Here is an 18,976-nt window from a genome sequence, read left to right on the forward strand (position 1 = left end):
ATTTTGAAAAATCTCTCTACCAAAACTTGTCCTGTTTGTAATAGGCCATTCGAATGGCGTAAAAAATGGAAAAGCTGTTGGGATGAGGTTATCTACTGTTCAAAAAGATGCAGTAACAGGAAATCGCAAAGATGAAACAAGTATCAATTATTTTTCCGAATCAACTTTTTAGAGAAAGCCCAATCTTAAAAATAAATTGTGAAATTTTTATTTTGGAAGACTCATTATTTTTTGGAAATGATAAATTTCATAAATTAATTAACCACAAAAATAAGTTAGTTTTTCATAGAGCTTCTATGCTTGCTTATAAAAAATATTTAGAAATATCTGGCTTTAAAGTTTTATATATCGAAAACAAGAAAAATATTTCTACAGTTGATTACTTATCGGAATTTATTAAAAATAAATATCAAAAAATCAATCTCATTGACCCCCATGATTTTTTAATAATGAAGAGGATTAATAATTTTGTTGAAAGTAATAATTTAGCTTTAAATCTTTTGCCTTCTCCTATGTTTATGAGTAGTGAAGATTTAAAAGAGTTATTTGTATCAAATACAAAAAAACCTCTTATGGGGAGATTTTACGAGAATCAAAGAAAGAGCCAAAAGATATTAGTTAATTCGGATGATACACCTGAAGGTGGTAAATGGAGTTTCGATGAAATGAACAGAAAAAAATTACCAAAAAAAATTAATATACCTGATACTCCTAAATTAAAAAAAAATAAATTTGTAGTTAATGCAGAAAGGTCATTAGCCAATTTTGATATTGAGTTTATTGGAGAAAGTAATAACTTTTTATATCCAACTAATTTTGATGAGGCAGATGAATGGTTAAATTATTTTTTTAAACATAGATTTTTCTTATTTGGAGATTATGAGGATGCTATTTCTAGAGAAAATTCTTTTTTATGGCATAGTTTACTTTCTCCTCTTCTAAATAGCGGCTTATTAACTCCAGATGTAGTAGTAAATAAAGCATTACTTTTTGCAAAAAATAATAATGTTTCTATTAATTCTTTAGAGGGTTTTATTCGTCAAATTATTGGATGGAGAGAATTTATTTGTCTAGTCTATAAAAAGTATGGAACAAAGATGCGAAACAGTAATTTTTGGAATTTTGAAAATAAGCCAATTCCAGAATCTTTTTATCAAGGAAATACAGGAATTGAACCAGTAGACGTTGTTATAAAAAATATTATTAAATATGGTTATTGTCACCACATTGAAAGGTTAATGATTATTGGTAACTTCATGCTTCTATGTAGAATTCACCCCAATCAAGTTTATAAATGGTTTATGGAAATGTTTATTGATTCCTACGATTGGGTTATGGTCCCAAATGTTTACGGAATGAGTCAGTTTAGTGATGGAGGTATCTTTTCAACAAAACCATATATATCAAGCTCTAATTATGTTAAAAAAATGTCTAATTTTAAAAGTGGCCCCTGGTGTGAAATATGGGATGGCTTATTTTGGAAATTTATTAAAGATAATGAAAGCTTTTTTAGAAAGCAATATCGCCTGGCAATGTTAACGAGAAATCTCGATAAAATGTCAGAGGAAAAATTAAATAATCACTTAGAAACAGCCGATAAATTTTTAAGAGATATTCAATAAATTAATAGTGATAACCTACAGTTGCTTTTGAAAAATTAAAAGAATATTATATTATTACGAAATATTACAGACCGATGTTATTTTAAATTAGATTTAACCAAAAAATGAGTATTGGAATACTTTTTTTGAAAAGTAATTTGACTGGTATCATCACTTTTTCTGAATTAGATTGGATAACAACCCATCAATCTAATTTTTCAAGGTTAGAGGAATCTATAGCCATCAAGCTAGGAAGAATGCTTGATGCAGGCTTTATAAATATAGGATGCCGATTGAATACCTGATTAAGTTTTATTTTATTAATGAAGTATAAAGAAGAGAAAAAATTATTTTTTCGGGAAAAAATTCATTCTTTAAATATCTTTCTTTTTTTAGGATTTAATTTGACACTTATATCAATCTTGGGTTTTATTTGGTTCAATTCCTCAATAGAAAAAGTAGTTTAAATTTTTAAATTTTTTGTATATTAAAGTTATCTTTAAAATAAATTTATATTTTGAGCATAGGATATTTGCAAAGGAAAGCAGCTTGGGAAATTTTATTAAAAGTTAGTAATGGTGATTTTTCTGATCATGCTCTTGATAAGGTTTTAAAAAATTATCAATTTAATCCTCTTGATATTGCTTTTATTACTGAATTATCTTTTGGATGTATAAGGTATAGAAAATTTCTTGATCTTTGGGTGGATCATACATCAAAAATAACTCATAAAAAGCAGCCTCCAAAATTAAGATGGCTTTTACATATAGGTTTATATCAACTATTGAAAATGGATAAAATTCCATTTCCTGCAGCTATTTCAACCACTGTAGAAGTAGCAAAACAAACAGATTTAAAGGGTTTAGCAGGAACTGTTAATGCGATATTGAGAAATGCATCTAGGAAATTAAAAGATGAAATTTTTCCAAAATTATCTTCTGATAAAAAAGAAAGAATCTCATATCTAGAGTCATTGCCATTATGGCTTGTAAATGATCTTTATGAATGGTTAGGCAATAGCAAGGGTGAAAATATTGTTAAAGCATTTAATAAAAAACCTTCAATTGATTTAAGAATTAATCCACTAAAAACTGATTTAGATGAATTTCTGAAAGTACTTCATAAAAATAAAATTGATGCAGAAATTATTAATGAATTAAATAATGGAATTACTTTAAAATCTAATCCAAGATCTATTAAAAATTTACCAGGATATAGTGATGGACTTTGGACAATTCAAGATAGATCTTCTCAGTGGATAGCCCCTCTTTTAAATCCAAAAGAAGGTGAAAAGATTTTAGATGCTTGTGCAGCGCCAGGAAGTAAGTCTACCCACCTAGCAGAATTAGCAAATGACAATGCTGAAATCCTTGCTGTAGACAGATCAGCAAAAAGATTGAAAATACTGCAATCAAATTTAGAAAGATTAAATTTGAAATCTGTTAATACCCTTCAGGCTGATGCTGCGAATTTGATTGAATTAAATCCTAAGTTTATATCCTATTTTGATAAAATTTTATTAGATGCTCCCTGTTCTGGCATTGGAACTCTTTCCAGGAATCCAGATTCTAGATGGTCTTTAAGTAAAGAAAAAATAAAATCTTTAACTTTATTGCAGGAAAAACTATTAGAAAATATTTTTCCTCTTTTAAAAAAAGCTGGAACTTTAGTTTATTCAACTTGTACTATCTGTCCTGATGAAAATAATTTATTAATTGAGAGATTTATTGAAAAAAACGAAGTTTTAAAGTTGGTTAGCCAAAAGCAAATTTTACCTAGCTTAGACTATCCTGGTGATGGATTTTATTCTGCAATAATTTCTTATAAATCTTAAAAATGAAATTTATTTTAAATCGGGATTTTATAAATTTCAGATATAAATTTTTTCCATAAATAAGCTGCATTTCCACTAGATAATTCAGATTCTTTGTTATCGTCGTAACCTATCCAGACACCTGTTGTAAGATTATCAATTGAACCAATAAACCAGAGATCTTTATTTCCATCTGATGTTCCTGTTTTTCCATAAATTTGCTTCCCATTTATAGAAGCTGCTTTTGAAGTGCCTTCATTTACAGATTTTTCAAGAAGTTTATTTATTTTCTTGTTTACTTTTAAATCTAATATTTTCTTGGAAATAGATTTGTTTTCCCAAATAGATTGCCTATTAAAAGATTCTATTTTTTCTAAGATGTTAGGGCTTTGTATATTCCCATTATTATTTATTGCAGAATATGCATTTGTAATGTTAAGGAGATTATCTCCATAGGAACCAATAGCCAATGATGGGAATTCCTCGAATTTTTGCTCATAACCTAGACCAAAAGAATTAGCTAGATTAATAATATTTTTTAAACCGATTTTTTTTGTTATTGATATTGGAACTATATTGGATGAACTTTTAAAAGATTCAATCAAAGATATTGAACCTCTATACTCTTTGGAAAAATTTTTTGGGCAATAACCCTCCCAGCATTTTGGCAAGTCTTCAAATTTATCACTTAATTTTATCCCTTCTATTAATGCAGCAGCATAAGGAATTATTTTAAAAGTAGAACCTAAAGGTCTTACAGACGAAATCACTCTATTATATTCATTAATTGATGGATTTCTGCTTGTTATCATCGTCCTGATTAGTCCGGTGTTTGATTCGATTGATAAAAGAGCAATTTCGAGTTCTTTAGGTACAACATATCTTGAAATTTTTTGGGCTTTATCTTGCCAATCTTTAATGATAGAAGATTTAATCCTTAAAAACTTATAATCATTTTTATTTTCAATTTTTTTATCTGTTTCCTCAAGAATAAAATTTATTAGTAATTTATCATCTAAAAAATTAGAAGCTGTTTGATAATTTAAATTTAATTTCTCTTTAATAGCCTTATTCTTATTTTCAAGAGAAATATATCCATCAACATACATTGATTCAAGAACTTTATTTCTATTTTTAATAGCTAGTTTTATATTTTGATAAGGTGAATAAATTGATGGAGCTGGAGCTAATCCTGCAATTAATGCGATCTCAGATAATGTCAATTCTTCTATAAGTTTTCCAAAATAAACTTGGGAAGCCTCGTTAACCCCGTATGCGCCTGATCCTAAATAAATATTATTTAAATATAATTTTAAAATTTGATTTTTGTCATATCTAAATTCAAGTATGAGGGATATAAATATTTCTTTGATTTTCCTTTGAAAACTTAAGTCATTATTTAGAAAAAGTAATCTAGAAACTTGTTGAGTTATCGTACTTCCTCCCTCTTTTACATAACCACTTCTAATATTTTGAAAAAGTGCACGTGAAATACTTTTTAAATCTATTCCGTTATGTTTATAAAATCTTTTATCTTCAGAAGATATAAAAGCATGTTTTAAAAAAAGTGGAATTTTATTTTGACTATTATCTATTTCAAATTTGCGGCTTAATTTGCTTAGTATCTTATTATCAGAAGATAATATTAAATAAGAATAATTGGTTGAGCGAGATCTTTTATTTTTAGATATGTCAAAATTTAATGTAGTAATTATTAGACTATATATATAAAAGGATATTCCAGAAAAAATTAATATTGGAATTATTAAAACAATAGATTTAGATTTAATCTTTTGCACCCTAAGCAACTAAAAAACTATGTCCTATCGCTAAAGCTGTGACTAACATCCCAGTGATAAGAAAGGGTTGGGCACTTGCTTGATATTTGACATCAAACTTTAGAGGATCTCTTAGTAACCACATATCTTGAAATGTAATTTGTGGAATTACCAATAAAACTAAAATTACAGAGGCTAAATGTTGACCAATAATGACTAACACTACAACCATCGCTAATTGAAAAATGTCGATTAGTCCTGCACTAATTCTACTTGCATTTTTAATTCCAAATACTACTGGTAACGAATTCAAGCCTAGCTTTGAGTCTCCTTCAACGCTTTTGAAATCATTAATAACAGCAATACCAAGTCCAGAGAGGCTGTAAGCAAGTGTTAGTAATGCCGTCACAAAAGTTAATTTCCCAAACAAGGCTTGTCCTGCCCACCAAGGTAAAGCTATATATGATGCGCCTAATGCATAATTCCCTAGCCAACCATTTTGTTTTAATTTAAGGGGCGGAGCAGAATATATATAACTAACAAAAGATCCTCCTAATGCTAAAAGTAAGACGGAGGGAAATTTATGTTGAGCATATAAATCTAATAGATAAGCAACTAATAAGCCTGCAATAAGTAATACCCAGATTTGAATTTTTACATCTTTAATTGAAATTTTTCCAGAAGGAATTGGTCTGTTTGGTTCGTTAATTGCGTCAATTTCTTTATCAAAAAAATCATTTATGGTTTGTGTATAACCTGCCAGAAGTGGTCCACTCATTAACATGCATGCCAGTGAAGCTAAAACATTACTAAATGTCCATTCAAAATTTCCACTTGCAGCTGCACCACAAATAACACCCCATATCAAAGGGATCCAAGTAATTGGCTTCATTAACTGTATTCGGAGCTTCCATATACTTGAAGTTTCAGAGGCGCCCTTAATTCCTAATAGTTGTTTTGGATCATTCACTTTACTCTTTAACCTTTCTCAATTTCTTCTGGGAAAAACCAGTTTTGCTCACCATTCTGAAATTTTGCGGTGATTCCAATACTCCTGCCATCTGTCATTTTATAGCCTGTTATTACGGCTTTAGGATTAGAGGATATTTGATCAATTAATTTCGCTGGTAGTCTATCTTTTACTTTGTTAATGTTAATTTTGATTTTACTACCGATTTTGGGTAATAATTTTGTTTCAGCCATAAGAGGTAAAATGGAAGCTATTATGCAAGATTAACAGCATTTGGACAATTTTTACTAAAATGGTAGCTCTTCGTTTAATTCCTTGTTTAGATGTCGCCAATGGCAGAGTGGTTAAAGGTGTAAATTTTGTTAACTTAAGAGACTCAGGCGATCCTGTTGAATTAGCTTGTAGGTATTCTGATGAAGGCGCAGATGAATTAGTATTTTTAGATATTAGAGCAAGTGTTGAAAATAGGAATACATTAGTTGACCTTGTTTCTAGGACAGCAAAATCAGTCAAAATCCCTTTTACTGTAGGTGGAGGTATAGATTCTGTTTCTTCTATTAATGATCTTTTAAGAGCGGGAGCGGATAAAGTGAGTTTGAATTCCTCAGCTGTTAGAAATCCTGAATTAATTGCTAAAAGTTCTAGTGAATTTGGTAATCAATGCATCGTAATAGCAATTGATGCTAGAAGAAAAGTTAACAAGGTTGATGAATGGGAGGTATATGTAAAAGGTGGGCGAGACAATACTGGAATAGATGTATTAAGTTGGGCAAAAAAAGTTGAGGAATTAGGCGCAGGGGAAATTTTACTAACTTCAATGGATGGTGATGGAACTCAGAATGGATATGATTTAAATTTGACAGAATCCGTTGCTAAGATTGTTGACATTCCAGTAATTGCTTCAGGAGGAGCAGGCTCTTTAGAAGATATCTATGATGTTTTCAAAGAAGGCAGGGCATCAGCAGCACTTTTAGCATCATTACTTCATGATAAGAAACTTACTTTACAAGAAATAAAAGCTTTCCTCCTCGAAAAAAATCTTCCAATTAGACCATATGAATAAAAATTTAAATTTATCCCAAAAAGAAATTACTTTAAAGTTAAAAAATGAAATTCACAAAAACTATCGAAGTCAAAAATATATTTAATAAGATTTCTTATAAATATGACTTTTTAAATAATCTATTAAGTTTTGGTCTGCACAGATTATGGAAAAGAAAATTAGTTAACTTATTGGAACCTTTAAATGGTGAAGATTGGGCTGATTTATGCTGTGGAACTGGAGATTTAGCATTCTTAATTTCTGAAAGAGTTAGTCCAATGGGCTCAATTACAGGGATTGATAGTGCAGAGGATATCTTAAATATTGCAAAGAAAAAATCAGAACTAAAAAACAATAAATTTATTAAATGGGAAATTAAAGATGTTTTAGAAATAAATGATTATTCAAAAAATTTTGATGGGATTTGTATGTCATATGGACTAAGAAACTTGAATAATGTTGAAGAAGGAATAAAAAAAGTTTTTTATCTTTTGAAGGATAAAGGAAGGGCAGGATTCCTGGATTTTAATCACTCAACAAAAAATTCTTTATCAAATATTTTTCAGAAAATTTATTTGAAATTTATTGTAGTAACCATTTCGCGGCTTTTTGATTTAGGTCCAGAGTACGCATATATTGAAAAAAGTATTAGAAATTTTCCAAAGAAAAATGAGCTTATAAACATTGCTAAGGAAGTTGGATTTGTAAAAGCTGAATATAGAACTATTTTGGGCGGGCAAATGGGAATACTAATTTTAAATAAATAAAGAATTTAGTTATTTTTTTTTCTCCAACAAAAAGAACACTTCCCCCATCTTTTAATTTCGCCCTCAGGAGTTGGGGCATTACAGAGAGTACAAATGCACATATTATTTTGATGGATTCTGCTTGGATGTTTTGCCCAAACTACCTTTGCATTAGTAGCTTTAATAATTTTATTTTTAATTTCATAATTTTGTATTATTTTTATTTCATTCAAAGTTATCCCAATTTTCTCGATTCTCTCTTTTAATTTATGCTTGTTATAGATTAAGGCTTGGCGCCACTGTGGATGATTTACTGCAATAGTAAGTATTTTGTTTTCAATATTTAATGGTTTGCATTCTTGAAATAGCTCCAAACCGATTAAGTTCTTCCAGTTTTCGTTGATTTTAGAAAGTTTATCTAAGTCACCCCATGATTTTTTGAAATTATCAAGACAATTTTTTAATGGATCTGGATACCTTCTATTCACTATTGGCAAATACTTTTTGTCCAATTTGTAAAATTTACTTATTAAGACTAAAGTTAGTCTAATCTTCAAAAAGATGCTTGTTGTTTTAATAAAGAATTTGTGAAAGTTATTGGATCTGCAGCTAAGACAGTTTTTTATTTAAAAAAGATTCAGGGTCAATATCCAAGTTGGAGACTTCTTTACAAAATAAAATGTAAAAGTACCGAAAATGAGCTAACAAACTTACTTGGATATTCTGAAATAAAGAAAAATCAGCCAGTAGCGATAATCGCAAGAGAACAATTCTCAGGGTTTGGCCAAAACTCAAAAACTTGGGTTTCTCCAAAAGGCGGGATTTGGTTAAGTGCAGCTTATCCAATATTCTCAAAAGAATTTGCAAGTCAAATATTTAATTTGTCTTTAGGTGTCAAGATATGTGAAATGCTTAGACAAGAGAATGTAGATGTTTGTTTGAAATGGCCAAATGATATTTTTTTTGGTTCAAAAAAGTTGATTGGATTTTTACCAAGGGTGATAACTAGAGGCAAAGAAATTATCTATGTAAGAATCGGACTTGGTATGAATGTCTTAAATTACACTCCATCAGAGGGTATTTCATTATCAAAAATACTTCAAACTAAGAATATTAATCAACATTATTGGACAGCTAAAGTTCTTAAAGCTTTTCATGATTCAATTGAATGTAATAAGAAGAAAGAATATGTGATTGAATCTGCAAATAAGTTTCTTTCCAAAAGTTTTTTACCTAGTGGTTATTGTCCTAATACATGGAAAATTAAAGATATTGATTTAAATGGGAATTTAAGAATTGAAAATGAAACTCAACTTAAGTTAATTAGAAGGTTTTAAATTAATTAACTTTTAATTCAACTATTCTTCCATCCTTGAATTTGGCTATTTTTTTTGCTCGATTTGCAACTTCATCTTCGTGTGTAACTAAAACTATAGTAATTCCAGATTCATGCAGTTTGTCAAAAAGATCTAATACATCTTCAGTAGTTTTTGAATCTAGTGCTCCAGTAGGTTCGTCTGCTAACAAAATTGCAGGGTTATTTATAATAGCCCTCGCAATTGCAACTCTTTGTTGTTGACCTCCGGATAGTTGGTTTGGGCGATTATTCATTCTTTCTGAAAGGCCAACTTTTTTTAAGGCATTTTTACCTCGTTCTAATCTTTGCTCAGGCTCAATACCAGCATAAATCATAGGCAAAGTTACGTTTTCAAGGGCAGTTGCATCTGAAAGAAGATGAAATTGTTGAAAAACGAAGCCTAATTTTTGGTTACGTATTTCCGCGAGCTCATCATCGGATAAGTTCTCAACAGGAATACCATTTAATTTATAAATACCTTCAGATGGTCTATCTAGACATCCAATAATATTCATAGCTGTACTTTTGCCTGAGCCACTAGCTCCCATTACAGCTAAATAATCACCTTTATAAATTTCTAAGTTTATGTTGTCTAAGGCTTTAACAGTTAGATCCTCTTTCCCATATGTTTTAGATAAATTTTCTAAACTAGCGACTTTCTTAGACATTTATTGAAGACTTCTTCTAGGAAATATTGTTTGCTGTTGCAATAATATCTTTTAAGAAAGGAGTCTCTGAAACTGCTGTATTAGCTAATTTAAAAAGAGGATTAGATAGAATTCCTCCAAGAGCGGTTACCGCTACGCAAGTATAAAGCGCAATTCTTAAGGGAGGTAATCCTACAATTCCCCAGTTTATTTCAGGATATGATTTGACTATTTCAGAAGCTTCTTGTGGCTCTTTAACCACCATCATTTTGATCACTGAAATATAGTAATAGATAGATATAACTGAAGTTACTAATCCAACGATTACTAGTAGATATTGATGATTTGCCCAACCTGCAAAGAACAAATAGATCTTTCCAAAAAATCCTAACATTGGAGGTAAACCTCCAAGAGATAGGAGACAAAGGCTTAAACCTAATGTGATGAGAGGATCTTTTTGATAAAGTCCAGAGTAATCAATAATTCTGTCAGAACCAGTTCTTAGTGAGAAGAGTATTACACATGAAAATGCTCCCAGATTCATAAATAAATATGCAGCCAAATATAAAACAGCGGCTGATAAACCATCTTGTGTCCCAGATACTATTCCGATCATTACAAATCCTGCTTGTCCAATAGAACTGTAAGCTAACATCCTTTTCATTGAGGTTTGAGCTAGCGCTACAACATTTCCTAGAGCCATGCTCAAGATGGCCAAAATAGTAAATAATAGTTTCCATTCTTCATCGAATGAAGAGAAAGTAGTGCTTAATATTCTTATCGCAAAAGCAAAACCTGCTGTCTTTGAACCGACGGATAAAAAAGCAACTACAGGTGTAGGTGATCCTTCATAAACATCAGGAGTCCATTGATGAAAGGGAACTGCAGCAATTTTAAAAGCAACAGTTGATAAGACAAATACGAGAGCTAGAGAAGTGATGAAGGAGGGTTTATTTATAATCTCTAAACCAATAGTTGTTAAGTTTGTTGAACCACTTAATCCATAAAGAAAAGAGGAGCCATACAAATAGACAGCAGCAGCAGCTGACCCAACAAGCAAGTATTTTAAAGCTGCTTCTGAACTTCTTGGATCTCTCTTGAGATAACCAGAAAGTAAATAGCTCGCTACAGATAAAGTCTCAAGTGATATAAATACACTAATAAGGTCAGTGGATCCACACAAAAGCATTGCTCCAAGAGTTGCCGAAAGAACTATCGCTGCGAACTCCCCAATAGGGCTTCCACTTTGTTCTGTGTAACGCCAGCTAATAAGTAAAGAAACTAAAGTTGATAAAGCTATTATTGCTCTAAATGCGATTGCTAAATTATCTGAATTAAAGGAACCTAGAAATGCACTATTTACTGGATCAGTCCATTGCAAGGCTAAACTTAAAAGAGAGCTACCAATTGATAAATAGCAAATTATTGGTGCCCACTTTGATGCAGTTTTTTCTCCTGCCAAATCTACAAGAAGTGTCCCAACAATGCCTAGTAAGATAAAAGCCTCTGGAATAATGGCTTGAGCATTTAGATTAATTGTAAAGATTTCGTTGGGCACTTTATTAAATAGGATTAAATAAGATGATTGATTGTAATGGTCAAAGAGTTAATCTTAACTTGATTATAATTTGTGGGTATGATTTTTGAAATTTTCAAGAGAAATTACTTGAAAAAGTTTCAAATAATCATAATATGCCCTAACTGAACAAAAACACCAATTTTTGAAATAAACCTTGGATCACACACTTGTTATTGTTGAAAGTCCCACCAAAGCAAAAACTATAAGAAAGTTTTTGCCTTCTAATTATGAAGTTCTTGCTTCAATGGGACATGTAAGAGATCTTCCAAAAGGGGCGGCTGAAATCCCTGCTGCAGTTAAAAAGGAAAAATGGTCAAGGATTGGAGTAAATACAACGGAAGATTTTGAACCACTTTACATAGTTCCTAAAGATAAGAAAAAGGTTGTTAAAGAGCTGAAAGATGCTTTGAAAGGTGCTACCCAACTATTACTGGCAACTGATGAAGATAGAGAGGGAGAGAGTATTAGTTGGCATCTCCTGCAAATACTTAAGCCTAAAATACCAACTAAGAGAATGGTTTTTCATGAAATTACAAAAAAGGCAATTAATAAAGCTTTAGACCAAACAAGAGAAATTGATATGGAACTTGTTCAGGCACAAGAAACAAGAAGAATCTTGGACAGGCTTTTTGGATATGAATTATCTCCTTTACTTTGGAAGAAGGTAGCTCCCCGATTATCTGCGGGTCGTGTTCAATCAGTTTCTGTTAGACTTCTTGTTAGAAGAGAGAGAGAAAGAAGATCTTTTAAAAAAGCTAGTTACTGGGGGATTAAAGCTTCCCTAGTAAAAGATAATGTTACTTTCGAAACGAAATTATTCAGTTTAAACGGACAAAGAATTTCTAATGGTACCGATTTCGATGAACAGACCGGTAAATTAAAACCAGGAAATAAATCTCTAATAATTGGAGAAGAAAAAGTAAATGATTTATTGAAGACTTTTTCTTCAGAAGATTGGGTAGTCTCAAAAATTGAAAAAAAACCATCCACTCGTAAGCCAGTTCCTCCATTTACAACAAGTACATTGCAACAAGAAGCAAACAGAAAGCTTCGTTTGTCTGCAAGGGAAACTATGAGATGTGCACAAGGACTTTATGAGAGAGGTTTTATAACATATATGAGGACTGATTCAGTTCATCTCTCCGAACAAGCTATAAGAGCTGCTAGAGAATGTGTCAGTTCTATGTACGGAAAAGAATATTTATCTAATTCACCAAGACAATTCAATTCAACTGCAAGAAATGCTCAAGAAGCACACGAAGCTATTAGGCCGGCAGGTGAGGTATTTAAAACACCAAAGGAAACTAATCTGACTGGTAGAGACTTATCTCTTTACGATTTAATTTGGAAAAGAACTGTAGCTAGTCAAATGGCGGAAGCTAGGCTAACAATGATTAATGCTGAAATTAGTGTGGGGGATGGATTATTTAAATCGAGCGGCAAAAGTATTGATTTCGCAGGATTCTTCAGAGCTTATGTCGAGGGAAGTGATGACCCGAGTTCATCCCTTGAACAGCAAGAAATTATTCTCCCAAACCTAACAACTGGAACAAGTATTGAAGTTACTAATAAGGAATCTACTTTTCATGAAACCAAACCGCCAGCTAGATATACAGAGGCTGCATTAGTTAAAGTTCTTGAAAAAGAAGGAATTGGAAGACCCTCTACCTATGCAAGCATTATTGGGACAATTGTTGATAGAGGTTATGCAAATTTATCTTCAAATACTTTGGCGCCAACTTTTACAGCTTTTGCGGTTACTGCTCTATTAGAAGAACATTTTCCTGATCTGGTTGATACTACTTTTACGGCTAAAATGGAGTCTTCATTGGATGAAATATCTTCAGGCAATCTTGAGTGGCTACCATACCTAGAGACTTTCTACAAAGGCAAAAATGGCCTAGAGGTAAAAGTTCAGAAAACAGAGGGTGATATTGATGGTAAGGCTTATAGACAAGTTGATTTCGAAGACCTGCCTTGCGTAGTCAGAATAGGTTCTAACGGCCCTTGGCTAGAGGGTATAAAAATTGATGAATCTGGTAATGAAATTCAGGCTAAAGGTAATCTTCCAATGGATATAACTCCTGGAGATTTAGACATTAAGCAAGTTGATCAAATTTTAAGTGGCCCATCAGATCTTGGAACTGATCCAAAAACTGGGGAAAAAGTCTTTTTAAGATTTGGTCCTTATGGACCTTACGTTCAATTGGGAAATAATGATCAAGATAAAGCTAAACCTAGAAGAGCTTCATTACCCAAAGAGTTGAAAACTGATGATCTAACTCTAGATGAGGCTCTTGTACTATTAAGTTTGCCTAGATTGTTAGGAGTTCATCCTGAAGGAGGTTTTGTTGAGGCTGATAGAGGAAGATTTGGACCATATATTAAATGGATTAAAAATGAAAATGAATCTGAAAACAGATCATTAAAGAAAGAGGATGATGTTTTTACAGTTGATATAAAAAGAGCATTAGAAATTCTTGCGATGCCAAAAATGGGTAGAGGCGGTCAAGAGGTAATTAAAGACTTTGGAAAACCGAAAGAATTTAAAGAAAAAATCCAAATATTAAATGGAAGATATGGGGTCTATTTAAAATGTGGCAAAACTAATGTTTCGATTCCCAAAGATACTGACTTAGAAAAATTTACTATAGATGATGCCGTTTCTCTTTTAGAAGAAAAACTAAAAGATAAAAAAGCCTCTATTTTAAAAAAAACAAAAATAAGTAATAAAAAAACTATAAGTAAGAAGAAAAGTTAGAAATAAATATGATTTTTAAAAAAAAAGAATTTTTTTTATTAATTTTTTTAATTTTCTTGCAATCATGTTCTGGAGGGAGGATTGGAAATTTTCTTGAAAGTAGTTTTAATGATTTAGAAAAAACAAGACAAAATGAAAATTTACAAAATAATTTAGTAAATAAAAAACTTTTATTAAGAGAAAACAAAGAAATTGATTATAAAAAAAATACAAAAATAAAAAAAGTGCAAGAGTCAAAAAATACTTTAGAAAATAAAAAGAATACAAATTTAGAAAAAGAAAACAAAGAAATTGATGACAAAAAAAATAAAAAAATTAAAATAGCAGAAAATATAGAAAATCTAGAAGATCCTAAAAATTTTCAAAAAAATAAAAAGGATATAAATTTGCAAAAGATAACAAAACAAAAAAATAACACAATTAAAAAAATTTCAAAAAAAAGAAAAAATGAGCTTCAATCTTACAAAATAATATTCATCCTAAAAGATGTAGATCCAAAAGATCCCACGGAAGAGTTAAGTTCCATATTAAGTAATTATGAGGTAAATTTTGAAATAGAAAAGATTGAACGTATCTTAGATTCGCAAAAATTAAAGTATGAATAAAAATTAATTAAAAATATTCAAAAAAAAATGAAAATAACAACAAAAACTGAAGCATTAAATATTGTTGAGACCTCATATTTAGCTTCTCTTTCGTCTTTATTATGGGTAGCACTATATTATTTGCCAATTGGAGGAGCTTTATTAAGGTTGATTTTACCCCTTCCAATTATTTTGTTGCACTTAAGAAGAGGAACGAAAATTGCATTGGAAGGACTCTTAATACAATTTCTACTTTTATTCATAATTATGGGTCCTGTTAGAGGAACTTTATTTTTATTTCCTTATGGGATCTTGGCTTTTTGGTTGGGGTGGTGTTGGTTTAAAGAAAAGAGTTGGGGACTTAGTTTAACTTTAGGAGTTATTATTGGAACCCTTGGCTTCTTACTACGCGTAATAGCATTATCTACATTGGTTGGGGATAATCTTTGGGTCTTAATTACTAGAGCGAGTTATGGTCTAATAGAAAAGTTAATTGGATTATTTAATTTACCTCTATATCCCTCAATTTTGAGTATCCAATTAGGTGCAATTTTATTAATAATTTTTCAAGAAATAGTTTATGTTTTAACTGTACATATAGTTGCCTATTCTTTGTTTCCTAGATTTAAATTAACTATCCCAGATCCTCCAAGATTATTGAATAGCTTAATTGATCTAAATAATTGAAAAAAGTAAGAATGTACAGTACAGAATTAGGGATAAATTTTTTTGGTAATGAATCCAATAAAAAAAATAAACTTAATAAGATAGAAATAATGAAAAAGAATATAAATAATTTCAAAATATTTCTTGTAATTGCAGGCACTAATACATCTCAAATTCAAGGAATTTCTGCTGCAGGTATTAATGCAAAATCAAGGAAAAAAACTGCGCTGGCAGATGCCGAATTTTTGCTTAAAGGTGCTTCTAAAGATCATAAATATAAATTGCCTCTACTCAATGCAGGAGTAACTCCTGCCCTAATAAGTCATGTTTGTTCAAAACTTATAAATATTTATCCAGTCATTGTTCCTCTCGGAATAGGAGTAAAGCCTTATTTTAATCATTTGGTTGTAGAAGATAGAGATTTGGGCCCATCAAATTGTCTTACTACTGGTAGATCTATGTCCAAAGAGAGAGTTATAAATCTCTATGAAAGAGGTCTTGCGATAGGAAAATCATCAAAACAACCAATCTTAATTTCTGAATCTGTACCAGGGGGTACCACAACTGCTCAGGCAGTAATGGAAGCTTTTGGTTTGCGAGTCTCTAATTTAGTAGGGAGTAGTTTATTTAAAGCTCCAAGAGAACTCAGAAGAAAAGTAGTGCAAAAAGGACTTTTAAGCGCAAATCTCAAAACTGATTTTGACTCTTTTGATGTTGTTGCAGCAGTAGGTGATCCTTTCCAAGCTTTCTCAATGGGTCTATTAATTGGTGCCAGATTAGCAAGCCAACCTGTCATATTGTCTGGCGGAAGTCAGATGATAGCTCTCATTGTGCTTGCATTAGAATTTTTAGATGTAAAAAATAAAGATGACTTTATTGAAGATGTTTTTATTGCGACAACTGGTTGGCTTTTAAAAGATAATTCTCTAAATGATTTATTAAATCTAATTAATGAAAAATATGAAGTCAAATTATTAGGTTTAGCAAGTCCTTTAAATTTTAAATCATCAATATACAAAGAATTGAAAGATTATGAATTAGGTCATGTAAAAGAAGGTGTAGGTGCTGGTGGAATATCATTGCTTGCTTTTTTATATGGATTTAAAAATAGAGAAATAGTTTCATTGTGTCAACAAAATCTGGAAATGATGAAGTACCTAGGTCAAATTTCTTTAGAGAAGGATTGCTGAATGTTTTCAAAATTTGCAACCAGAAGAGAATTTTTAAATTGTGGTAAGCTTTCGCTTTTATTTCTCTTGAACTCATGCAGTAATCCTAATAATAAAGTAAAAATTGCACTTCAAAATTCTTTTTATCCAGAATCTTTTAAAGATATGATTCCAAAAGATTGGAAGCAGGAAAAATTTAATTTTGAAAGTATCCAGCTACAAAAAAATAGAAACACAATTTTTAATTCTGACTTTACTTTAATAAATGATGGATGGATTACTAGTATAGATTTTGCAGAGTTCGAAAAAATAAATGAATATCCACTCATCGAAAATTTGGATAAGAGATCGATAGATTTTTTGGGAAGTTTTAATAATAATCAGAGAAGTAAATTATTTCCTATTGGTGTGGTACCTTATGCAATCATCATAAAAAATAATAAAGAATTAATAAATTCTGCCAAAAATTCTTGGGATTTTCTTCTTAATAAAAAATTAACTGGAAAAATTATTTTTCCGCAAAGTCCCAGAATAATATTGTCAATTGCTCAAAAAATTAATTCATCTAATTCTTTAAAAAAACTTAAAAGCCAAGCGATGTTATTTGATGATAAAAATATGCTCAATTGGTTGATTAATTCTGACGCTTGTGTCGCAATAGTTCCTTACAGCCTATGCTCAAAATATTTAAAAATAGATCCAAGGCTTTCTTTAGTTTTCCCAAGCAAAGGAGTACCATTGATGTGGCATTTTTTACTTAGTAGATCAAATCTAAATAATACAATCTTAATCGAATGGATTAAATCTTTAGAAAATAAATCAATAGTTGATAAATTAGTAAGCCAGGGTTGGTATCTGCCATTCAGTAGTAATTATTTGCAAAGTAAATATAACTCTGAGACATACACCAAATCAGGCCCTTCTAAGAAATGTTGGGATAATAGTTGGTCTTTCCCTGTACTTACAAATGAACAAAAAATTAATCTTGAAAATGACTGGGATGAATCTTTAACCCCATAATCTTTTTTTAGGACTTTCAATTAATAAGTTATGGGTTTGCTTTAATAAATTTGGTATATCTAATTTACTAGGACATTTAGGAACGCATTCATTACATTCTTGACAAAAGGAGGCATTTTTTTCTTCCCACCAGTGGCCAGCTTTTCCTATTAAATTGTATCTTTCTTTTGAAAATTCTAATTGACCATAACCAACAGATATATTCCTTAAACGAAGTATTTCTGGAATAGGTATTTCATTTGGGCATGGAAGACAAAATCTGCATTGTTCACATTTTGTTGAGCTTAATCTTTGATTAGCCACTTCCTCAATTTTATTGAGAGCTCTTTTTTCAGGTGCTGTTAGCCTTTCGTAAGAGTTTCTAAGTTTATGAGCAAATTCAAAATCTTTTTTGTTTGTAGCCCCCAAGGATAAAGTCGTAATGCCTTTTGCTAAAAGAAATCGATAAGCTAATTCTAATGGATGAAAGGGCTTAGAGGCCTCTAACAAAATATCACTTGGAGAATATAATCTACCGCCTTTATCAGCGGGCGATATTGCTAATACTCCCATACCTTTTTTAATAGCTTGCTCTGCCAAAGTAAGTTTGGATTGATCTAAGTAATGTAAATGTAGACTACAAAAACTAAAAACTTCACAGTTAATTGCTTCTTTAATTAGTGAATAACTTCCATGTGAACTAAAACCAACTTGATCAACTAGTTCGTTCTCAAGTATCCACAATATGAATTTCTTACCTTCTCCCGCTAGAACCCAATCTAGATGTTTTTTTAAGTTAAGTCCATGAATTGCAAGATTATTAATTTTCTCGCGATTTAAATTTTTAAGGGAATTTTTAAAATTCTTTTTTAAAAAGTTAAAATCACCCTTTGGTAAAACTTTGGTAGTAATCACCCAGTTTTTTTCGGATATGTTGTCTTCTAATGCTAGTTTTTTTATTGAATTTCCAATAAGTGATTCAGCATCACCATAAGAAGGCGCTGTTTCAATGTGGTTGATTCCTACATGGTATGCATTTTTTAATATGCCATACATTTTTTCGAGACTTTCAGTTGCTCGCATTGTCCCTAAAGTGAATAAGCTCACTTTCGCCCCTCTACCAAATGATCTTTTTTGTGAATTAATAATCATCTAAATATAATCAGTTTTTTTTTATTTACTCTTTAATTTATTTATAGTTGAAAATGATTTAAAGTAAATTAAAGTAAATACAAAATTTTGCAAAAATATTTTTCTTAAAGCT

19 protein-coding genes are annotated in these 18,976 nt (G+C 30.7%); 12 read left to right on the top strand and 7 right to left on the bottom strand.

What is annotated here, in order from left to right; all coding sequences use genetic code 11:
• The first annotated feature begins 3 nt into the window (after positions 1 to 3).
• The 4 genes from JJ844_05865 (at position 4) to JJ844_05880 (ending at position 3,435) form a co-directional block, all read left to right on the top strand.
• Positions 4 to 135: a DUF2256 domain-containing protein gene (locus JJ844_05865; GenBank protein MBO6975198.1), complete on the top strand. Its 132-nt coding sequence runs from the start codon at positions 4 to 6 to the stop codon at positions 133 to 135.
• Positions 132 to 1,622 (top strand): cryptochrome/photolyase family protein, encoded by a 1,491-nt coding sequence (locus tag JJ844_05870; GenBank protein MBO6975199.1) that lies wholly within the window; start codon positions 132 to 134, stop codon positions 1,620 to 1,622. The genes JJ844_05865 and JJ844_05870 overlap by 4 nt, the downstream gene beginning before the upstream one ends.
• Before the next feature lie 104 nt (positions 1,623 to 1,726).
• The gene (locus tag JJ844_05875) at positions 1,727 to 1,906 is read left to right on the top strand and encodes a hypothetical protein (GenBank protein MBO6975200.1); all 180 of its coding nucleotides are present in this window, start codon (positions 1,727 to 1,729) and stop codon (positions 1,904 to 1,906) included.
• A gap of 212 nt (positions 1,907 to 2,118) precedes the next feature.
• Complete coding sequence (locus JJ844_05880; protein MBO6975201.1) at positions 2,119 to 3,435, top strand: 16S rRNA (cytosine(967)-C(5))-methyltransferase; 1,317 nt, start codon at positions 2,119 to 2,121, stop codon at positions 3,433 to 3,435.
• Between the two features lie 14 nt (positions 3,436 to 3,449).
• On the opposite strand, the gene JJ844_05885 is transcribed toward JJ844_05880, so the two are convergent.
• Genes JJ844_05885 through JJ844_05895 form a run of 3 tightly spaced genes read right to left on the bottom strand, consistent with a single transcriptional unit; the run spans position 3,450 to position 6,395 of the window.
• Positions 3,450 to 5,213 carry a transglycosylase domain-containing protein gene (locus tag JJ844_05885; GenBank protein MBO6975202.1) on the bottom strand — a complete coding sequence of 588 codons (1,764 nt, stop codon included), beginning with the start codon at positions 5,211 to 5,213 and terminating at the stop codon, positions 3,450 to 3,452.
• Position 5,214: 1 nt separating this feature from the next.
• Complete coding sequence (gene chlG, locus JJ844_05890; GenBank protein ID MBO6975203.1) at positions 5,215 to 6,162, bottom strand: chlorophyll synthase ChlG; 948 nt, start codon at positions 6,160 to 6,162, stop codon at positions 5,215 to 5,217.
• An 8-nt stretch (positions 6,163 to 6,170) separates the two neighbouring features.
• A complete protein-coding gene (locus JJ844_05895; protein ID MBO6975204.1) occupies positions 6,171 to 6,395 on the bottom strand; it encodes a DUF2862 domain-containing protein in 225 nt (74 codons plus the stop codon).
• Between the two features lie 59 nt (positions 6,396 to 6,454).
• Here JJ844_05895 and hisF point away from each other — a divergent pair, with 59 nt between their 5' ends.
• Positions 6,455 to 7,225, top strand: coding sequence for an imidazole glycerol phosphate synthase subunit HisF (gene hisF / locus JJ844_05900; GenBank protein ID MBO6975205.1), 771 nt, complete (start codon positions 6,455 to 6,457; stop codon positions 7,223 to 7,225).
• A gap of 44 nt (positions 7,226 to 7,269) precedes the next feature.
• Entirely contained in the window at positions 7,270 to 7,971 is a 702-nt protein-coding gene (gene ubiE, locus JJ844_05905) for a bifunctional demethylmenaquinone methyltransferase/2-methoxy-6-polyprenyl-1,4-benzoquinol methylase UbiE (GenBank protein MBO6975206.1), read from the top strand.
• Between the two features lie 5 nt (positions 7,972 to 7,976).
• Here the strand turns inward: ubiE and JJ844_05910 are convergent, their stop codons facing one another.
• Entirely contained in the window at positions 7,977 to 8,438 is a 462-nt protein-coding gene (locus JJ844_05910; GenBank protein MBO6975207.1) for a DUF721 domain-containing protein, read from the bottom strand.
• 99 nt (positions 8,439 to 8,537) lie between these two features.
• On the opposite strand from JJ844_05910, the gene JJ844_05915 reads away from it, so the two are divergent.
• On the top strand, positions 8,538 to 9,287 hold the full coding sequence (locus tag JJ844_05915; GenBank protein ID MBO6975208.1) for a biotin--[acetyl-CoA-carboxylase] ligase: 750 nt from the start codon (positions 8,538 to 8,540) through the stop codon (positions 9,285 to 9,287).
• A gap of 1 nt (position 9,288) precedes the next feature.
• Here JJ844_05915 and JJ844_05920 read toward each other — a convergent pair whose 3' ends face one another.
• Both JJ844_05920 and JJ844_05925 read right to left on the bottom strand, forming a co-directional pair.
• On the bottom strand, positions 9,289 to 9,975 hold the full coding sequence (locus tag JJ844_05920; protein MBO6975209.1) for an ABC transporter ATP-binding protein: 687 nt from the start codon (positions 9,973 to 9,975) through the stop codon (positions 9,289 to 9,291).
• A gap of 16 nt (positions 9,976 to 9,991) precedes the next feature.
• Positions 9,992 to 11,512: an NAD(P)H-quinone oxidoreductase subunit N gene (locus tag JJ844_05925; GenBank protein MBO6975210.1), complete on the bottom strand. Its 1,521-nt coding sequence runs from the start codon at positions 11,510 to 11,512 to the stop codon at positions 9,992 to 9,994.
• Between the two features lie 175 nt (positions 11,513 to 11,687).
• Between JJ844_05925 and topA the strand changes: the two genes are divergently transcribed.
• Genes topA through JJ844_05950 form a run of 5 tightly spaced genes read left to right on the top strand, consistent with a single transcriptional unit; the run spans position 11,688 to position 17,733 of the window.
• The gene (topA, locus tag JJ844_05930) at positions 11,688 to 14,294 is read left to right on the top strand and encodes a type I DNA topoisomerase (GenBank protein ID MBO6975211.1); all 2,607 of its coding nucleotides are present in this window, start codon (positions 11,688 to 11,690) and stop codon (positions 14,292 to 14,294) included.
• An 8-nt stretch (positions 14,295 to 14,302) separates the two neighbouring features.
• On the top strand, positions 14,303 to 14,899 hold the full coding sequence (locus JJ844_05935) for a hypothetical protein (GenBank protein ID MBO6975212.1): 597 nt from the start codon (positions 14,303 to 14,305) through the stop codon (positions 14,897 to 14,899).
• A gap of 27 nt (positions 14,900 to 14,926) precedes the next feature.
• A complete protein-coding gene (locus tag JJ844_05940) occupies positions 14,927 to 15,565 on the top strand; it encodes a DUF2232 domain-containing protein (GenBank protein ID MBO6975213.1) in 639 nt (212 codons plus the stop codon).
• Between the two features lie 11 nt (positions 15,566 to 15,576).
• A complete protein-coding gene (locus tag JJ844_05945) occupies positions 15,577 to 16,734 on the top strand; it encodes a TIGR00303 family protein (protein ID MBO6975214.1) in 1,158 nt (385 codons plus the stop codon).
• Positions 16,735 to 17,733 carry a hypothetical protein gene (locus tag JJ844_05950; GenBank protein ID MBO6975215.1) on the top strand — a complete coding sequence of 333 codons (999 nt, stop codon included), beginning with the start codon at positions 16,735 to 16,737 and terminating at the stop codon, positions 17,731 to 17,733.
• Here JJ844_05950 and JJ844_05955 read toward each other — a convergent pair.
• Positions 17,722 to 18,864 carry an aldo/keto reductase gene (locus JJ844_05955; protein MBO6975216.1) on the bottom strand — a complete coding sequence of 381 codons (1,143 nt, stop codon included), beginning with the start codon at positions 18,862 to 18,864 and terminating at the stop codon, positions 17,722 to 17,724. The two genes, JJ844_05950 and JJ844_05955, sit on opposite strands and share 12 nt — an antisense overlap.
• Positions 18,865 to 18,976: the final 112 nt, after the last annotated feature.

The sequence above is a fragment of the Prochlorococcus marinus CUG1435 genome, from assembly GCA_017644375.1.
In the GTDB taxonomy this organism is placed as follows: Bacteria; Cyanobacteriota; Cyanobacteriia; order PCC-6307; family Cyanobiaceae; genus Prochlorococcus_A; species Prochlorococcus_A marinus_AH.

What these genes read in the sequence shown, in the direction of transcription:
- JJ844_05920 (MBO6975209.1), bottom strand. Translation starts at nt 9,975, where the DNA reads ATGTCTAAGAAAGTCGCTAGTTTAGAAAATTTATCTAAAACATATGGG.
- ubiE (MBO6975206.1), top strand. Translation starts at nt 7,270, where the DNA reads ATGAAATTCACAAAAACTATCGAAGTCAAAAATATATTTAATAAGATT.
- JJ844_05895 (MBO6975204.1), bottom strand. Translation starts at nt 6,395, where the DNA reads ATGGCTGAAACAAAATTATTACCCAAAATCGGTAGTAAAATCAAAATT.
- JJ844_05945 (MBO6975214.1), top strand. Translation starts at nt 15,577, where the DNA reads ATGTACAGTACAGAATTAGGGATAAATTTTTTTGGTAATGAATCCAAT.
- JJ844_05950 (MBO6975215.1), top strand. Translation starts at nt 16,735, where the DNA reads ATGTTTTCAAAATTTGCAACCAGAAGAGAATTTTTAAATTGTGGTAAG.
- JJ844_05875 (MBO6975200.1), top strand. Translation starts at nt 1,727, where the DNA reads ATGAGTATTGGAATACTTTTTTTGAAAAGTAATTTGACTGGTATCATC.
- JJ844_05935 (MBO6975212.1), top strand. Translation starts at nt 14,303, where the DNA reads ATGATTTTTAAAAAAAAAGAATTTTTTTTATTAATTTTTTTAATTTTC.
- JJ844_05955 (MBO6975216.1), bottom strand. Translation starts at nt 18,864, where the DNA reads ATGATTATTAATTCACAAAAAAGATCATTTGGTAGAGGGGCGAAAGTG.
- hisF (MBO6975205.1), top strand. Translation starts at nt 6,455, where the DNA reads ATGGTAGCTCTTCGTTTAATTCCTTGTTTAGATGTCGCCAATGGCAGA.
- JJ844_05940 (MBO6975213.1), top strand. Translation starts at nt 14,927, where the DNA reads ATGAAAATAACAACAAAAACTGAAGCATTAAATATTGTTGAGACCTCA.
- JJ844_05870 (MBO6975199.1), top strand. Translation starts at nt 132, where the DNA reads ATGAAACAAGTATCAATTATTTTTCCGAATCAACTTTTTAGAGAAAGC.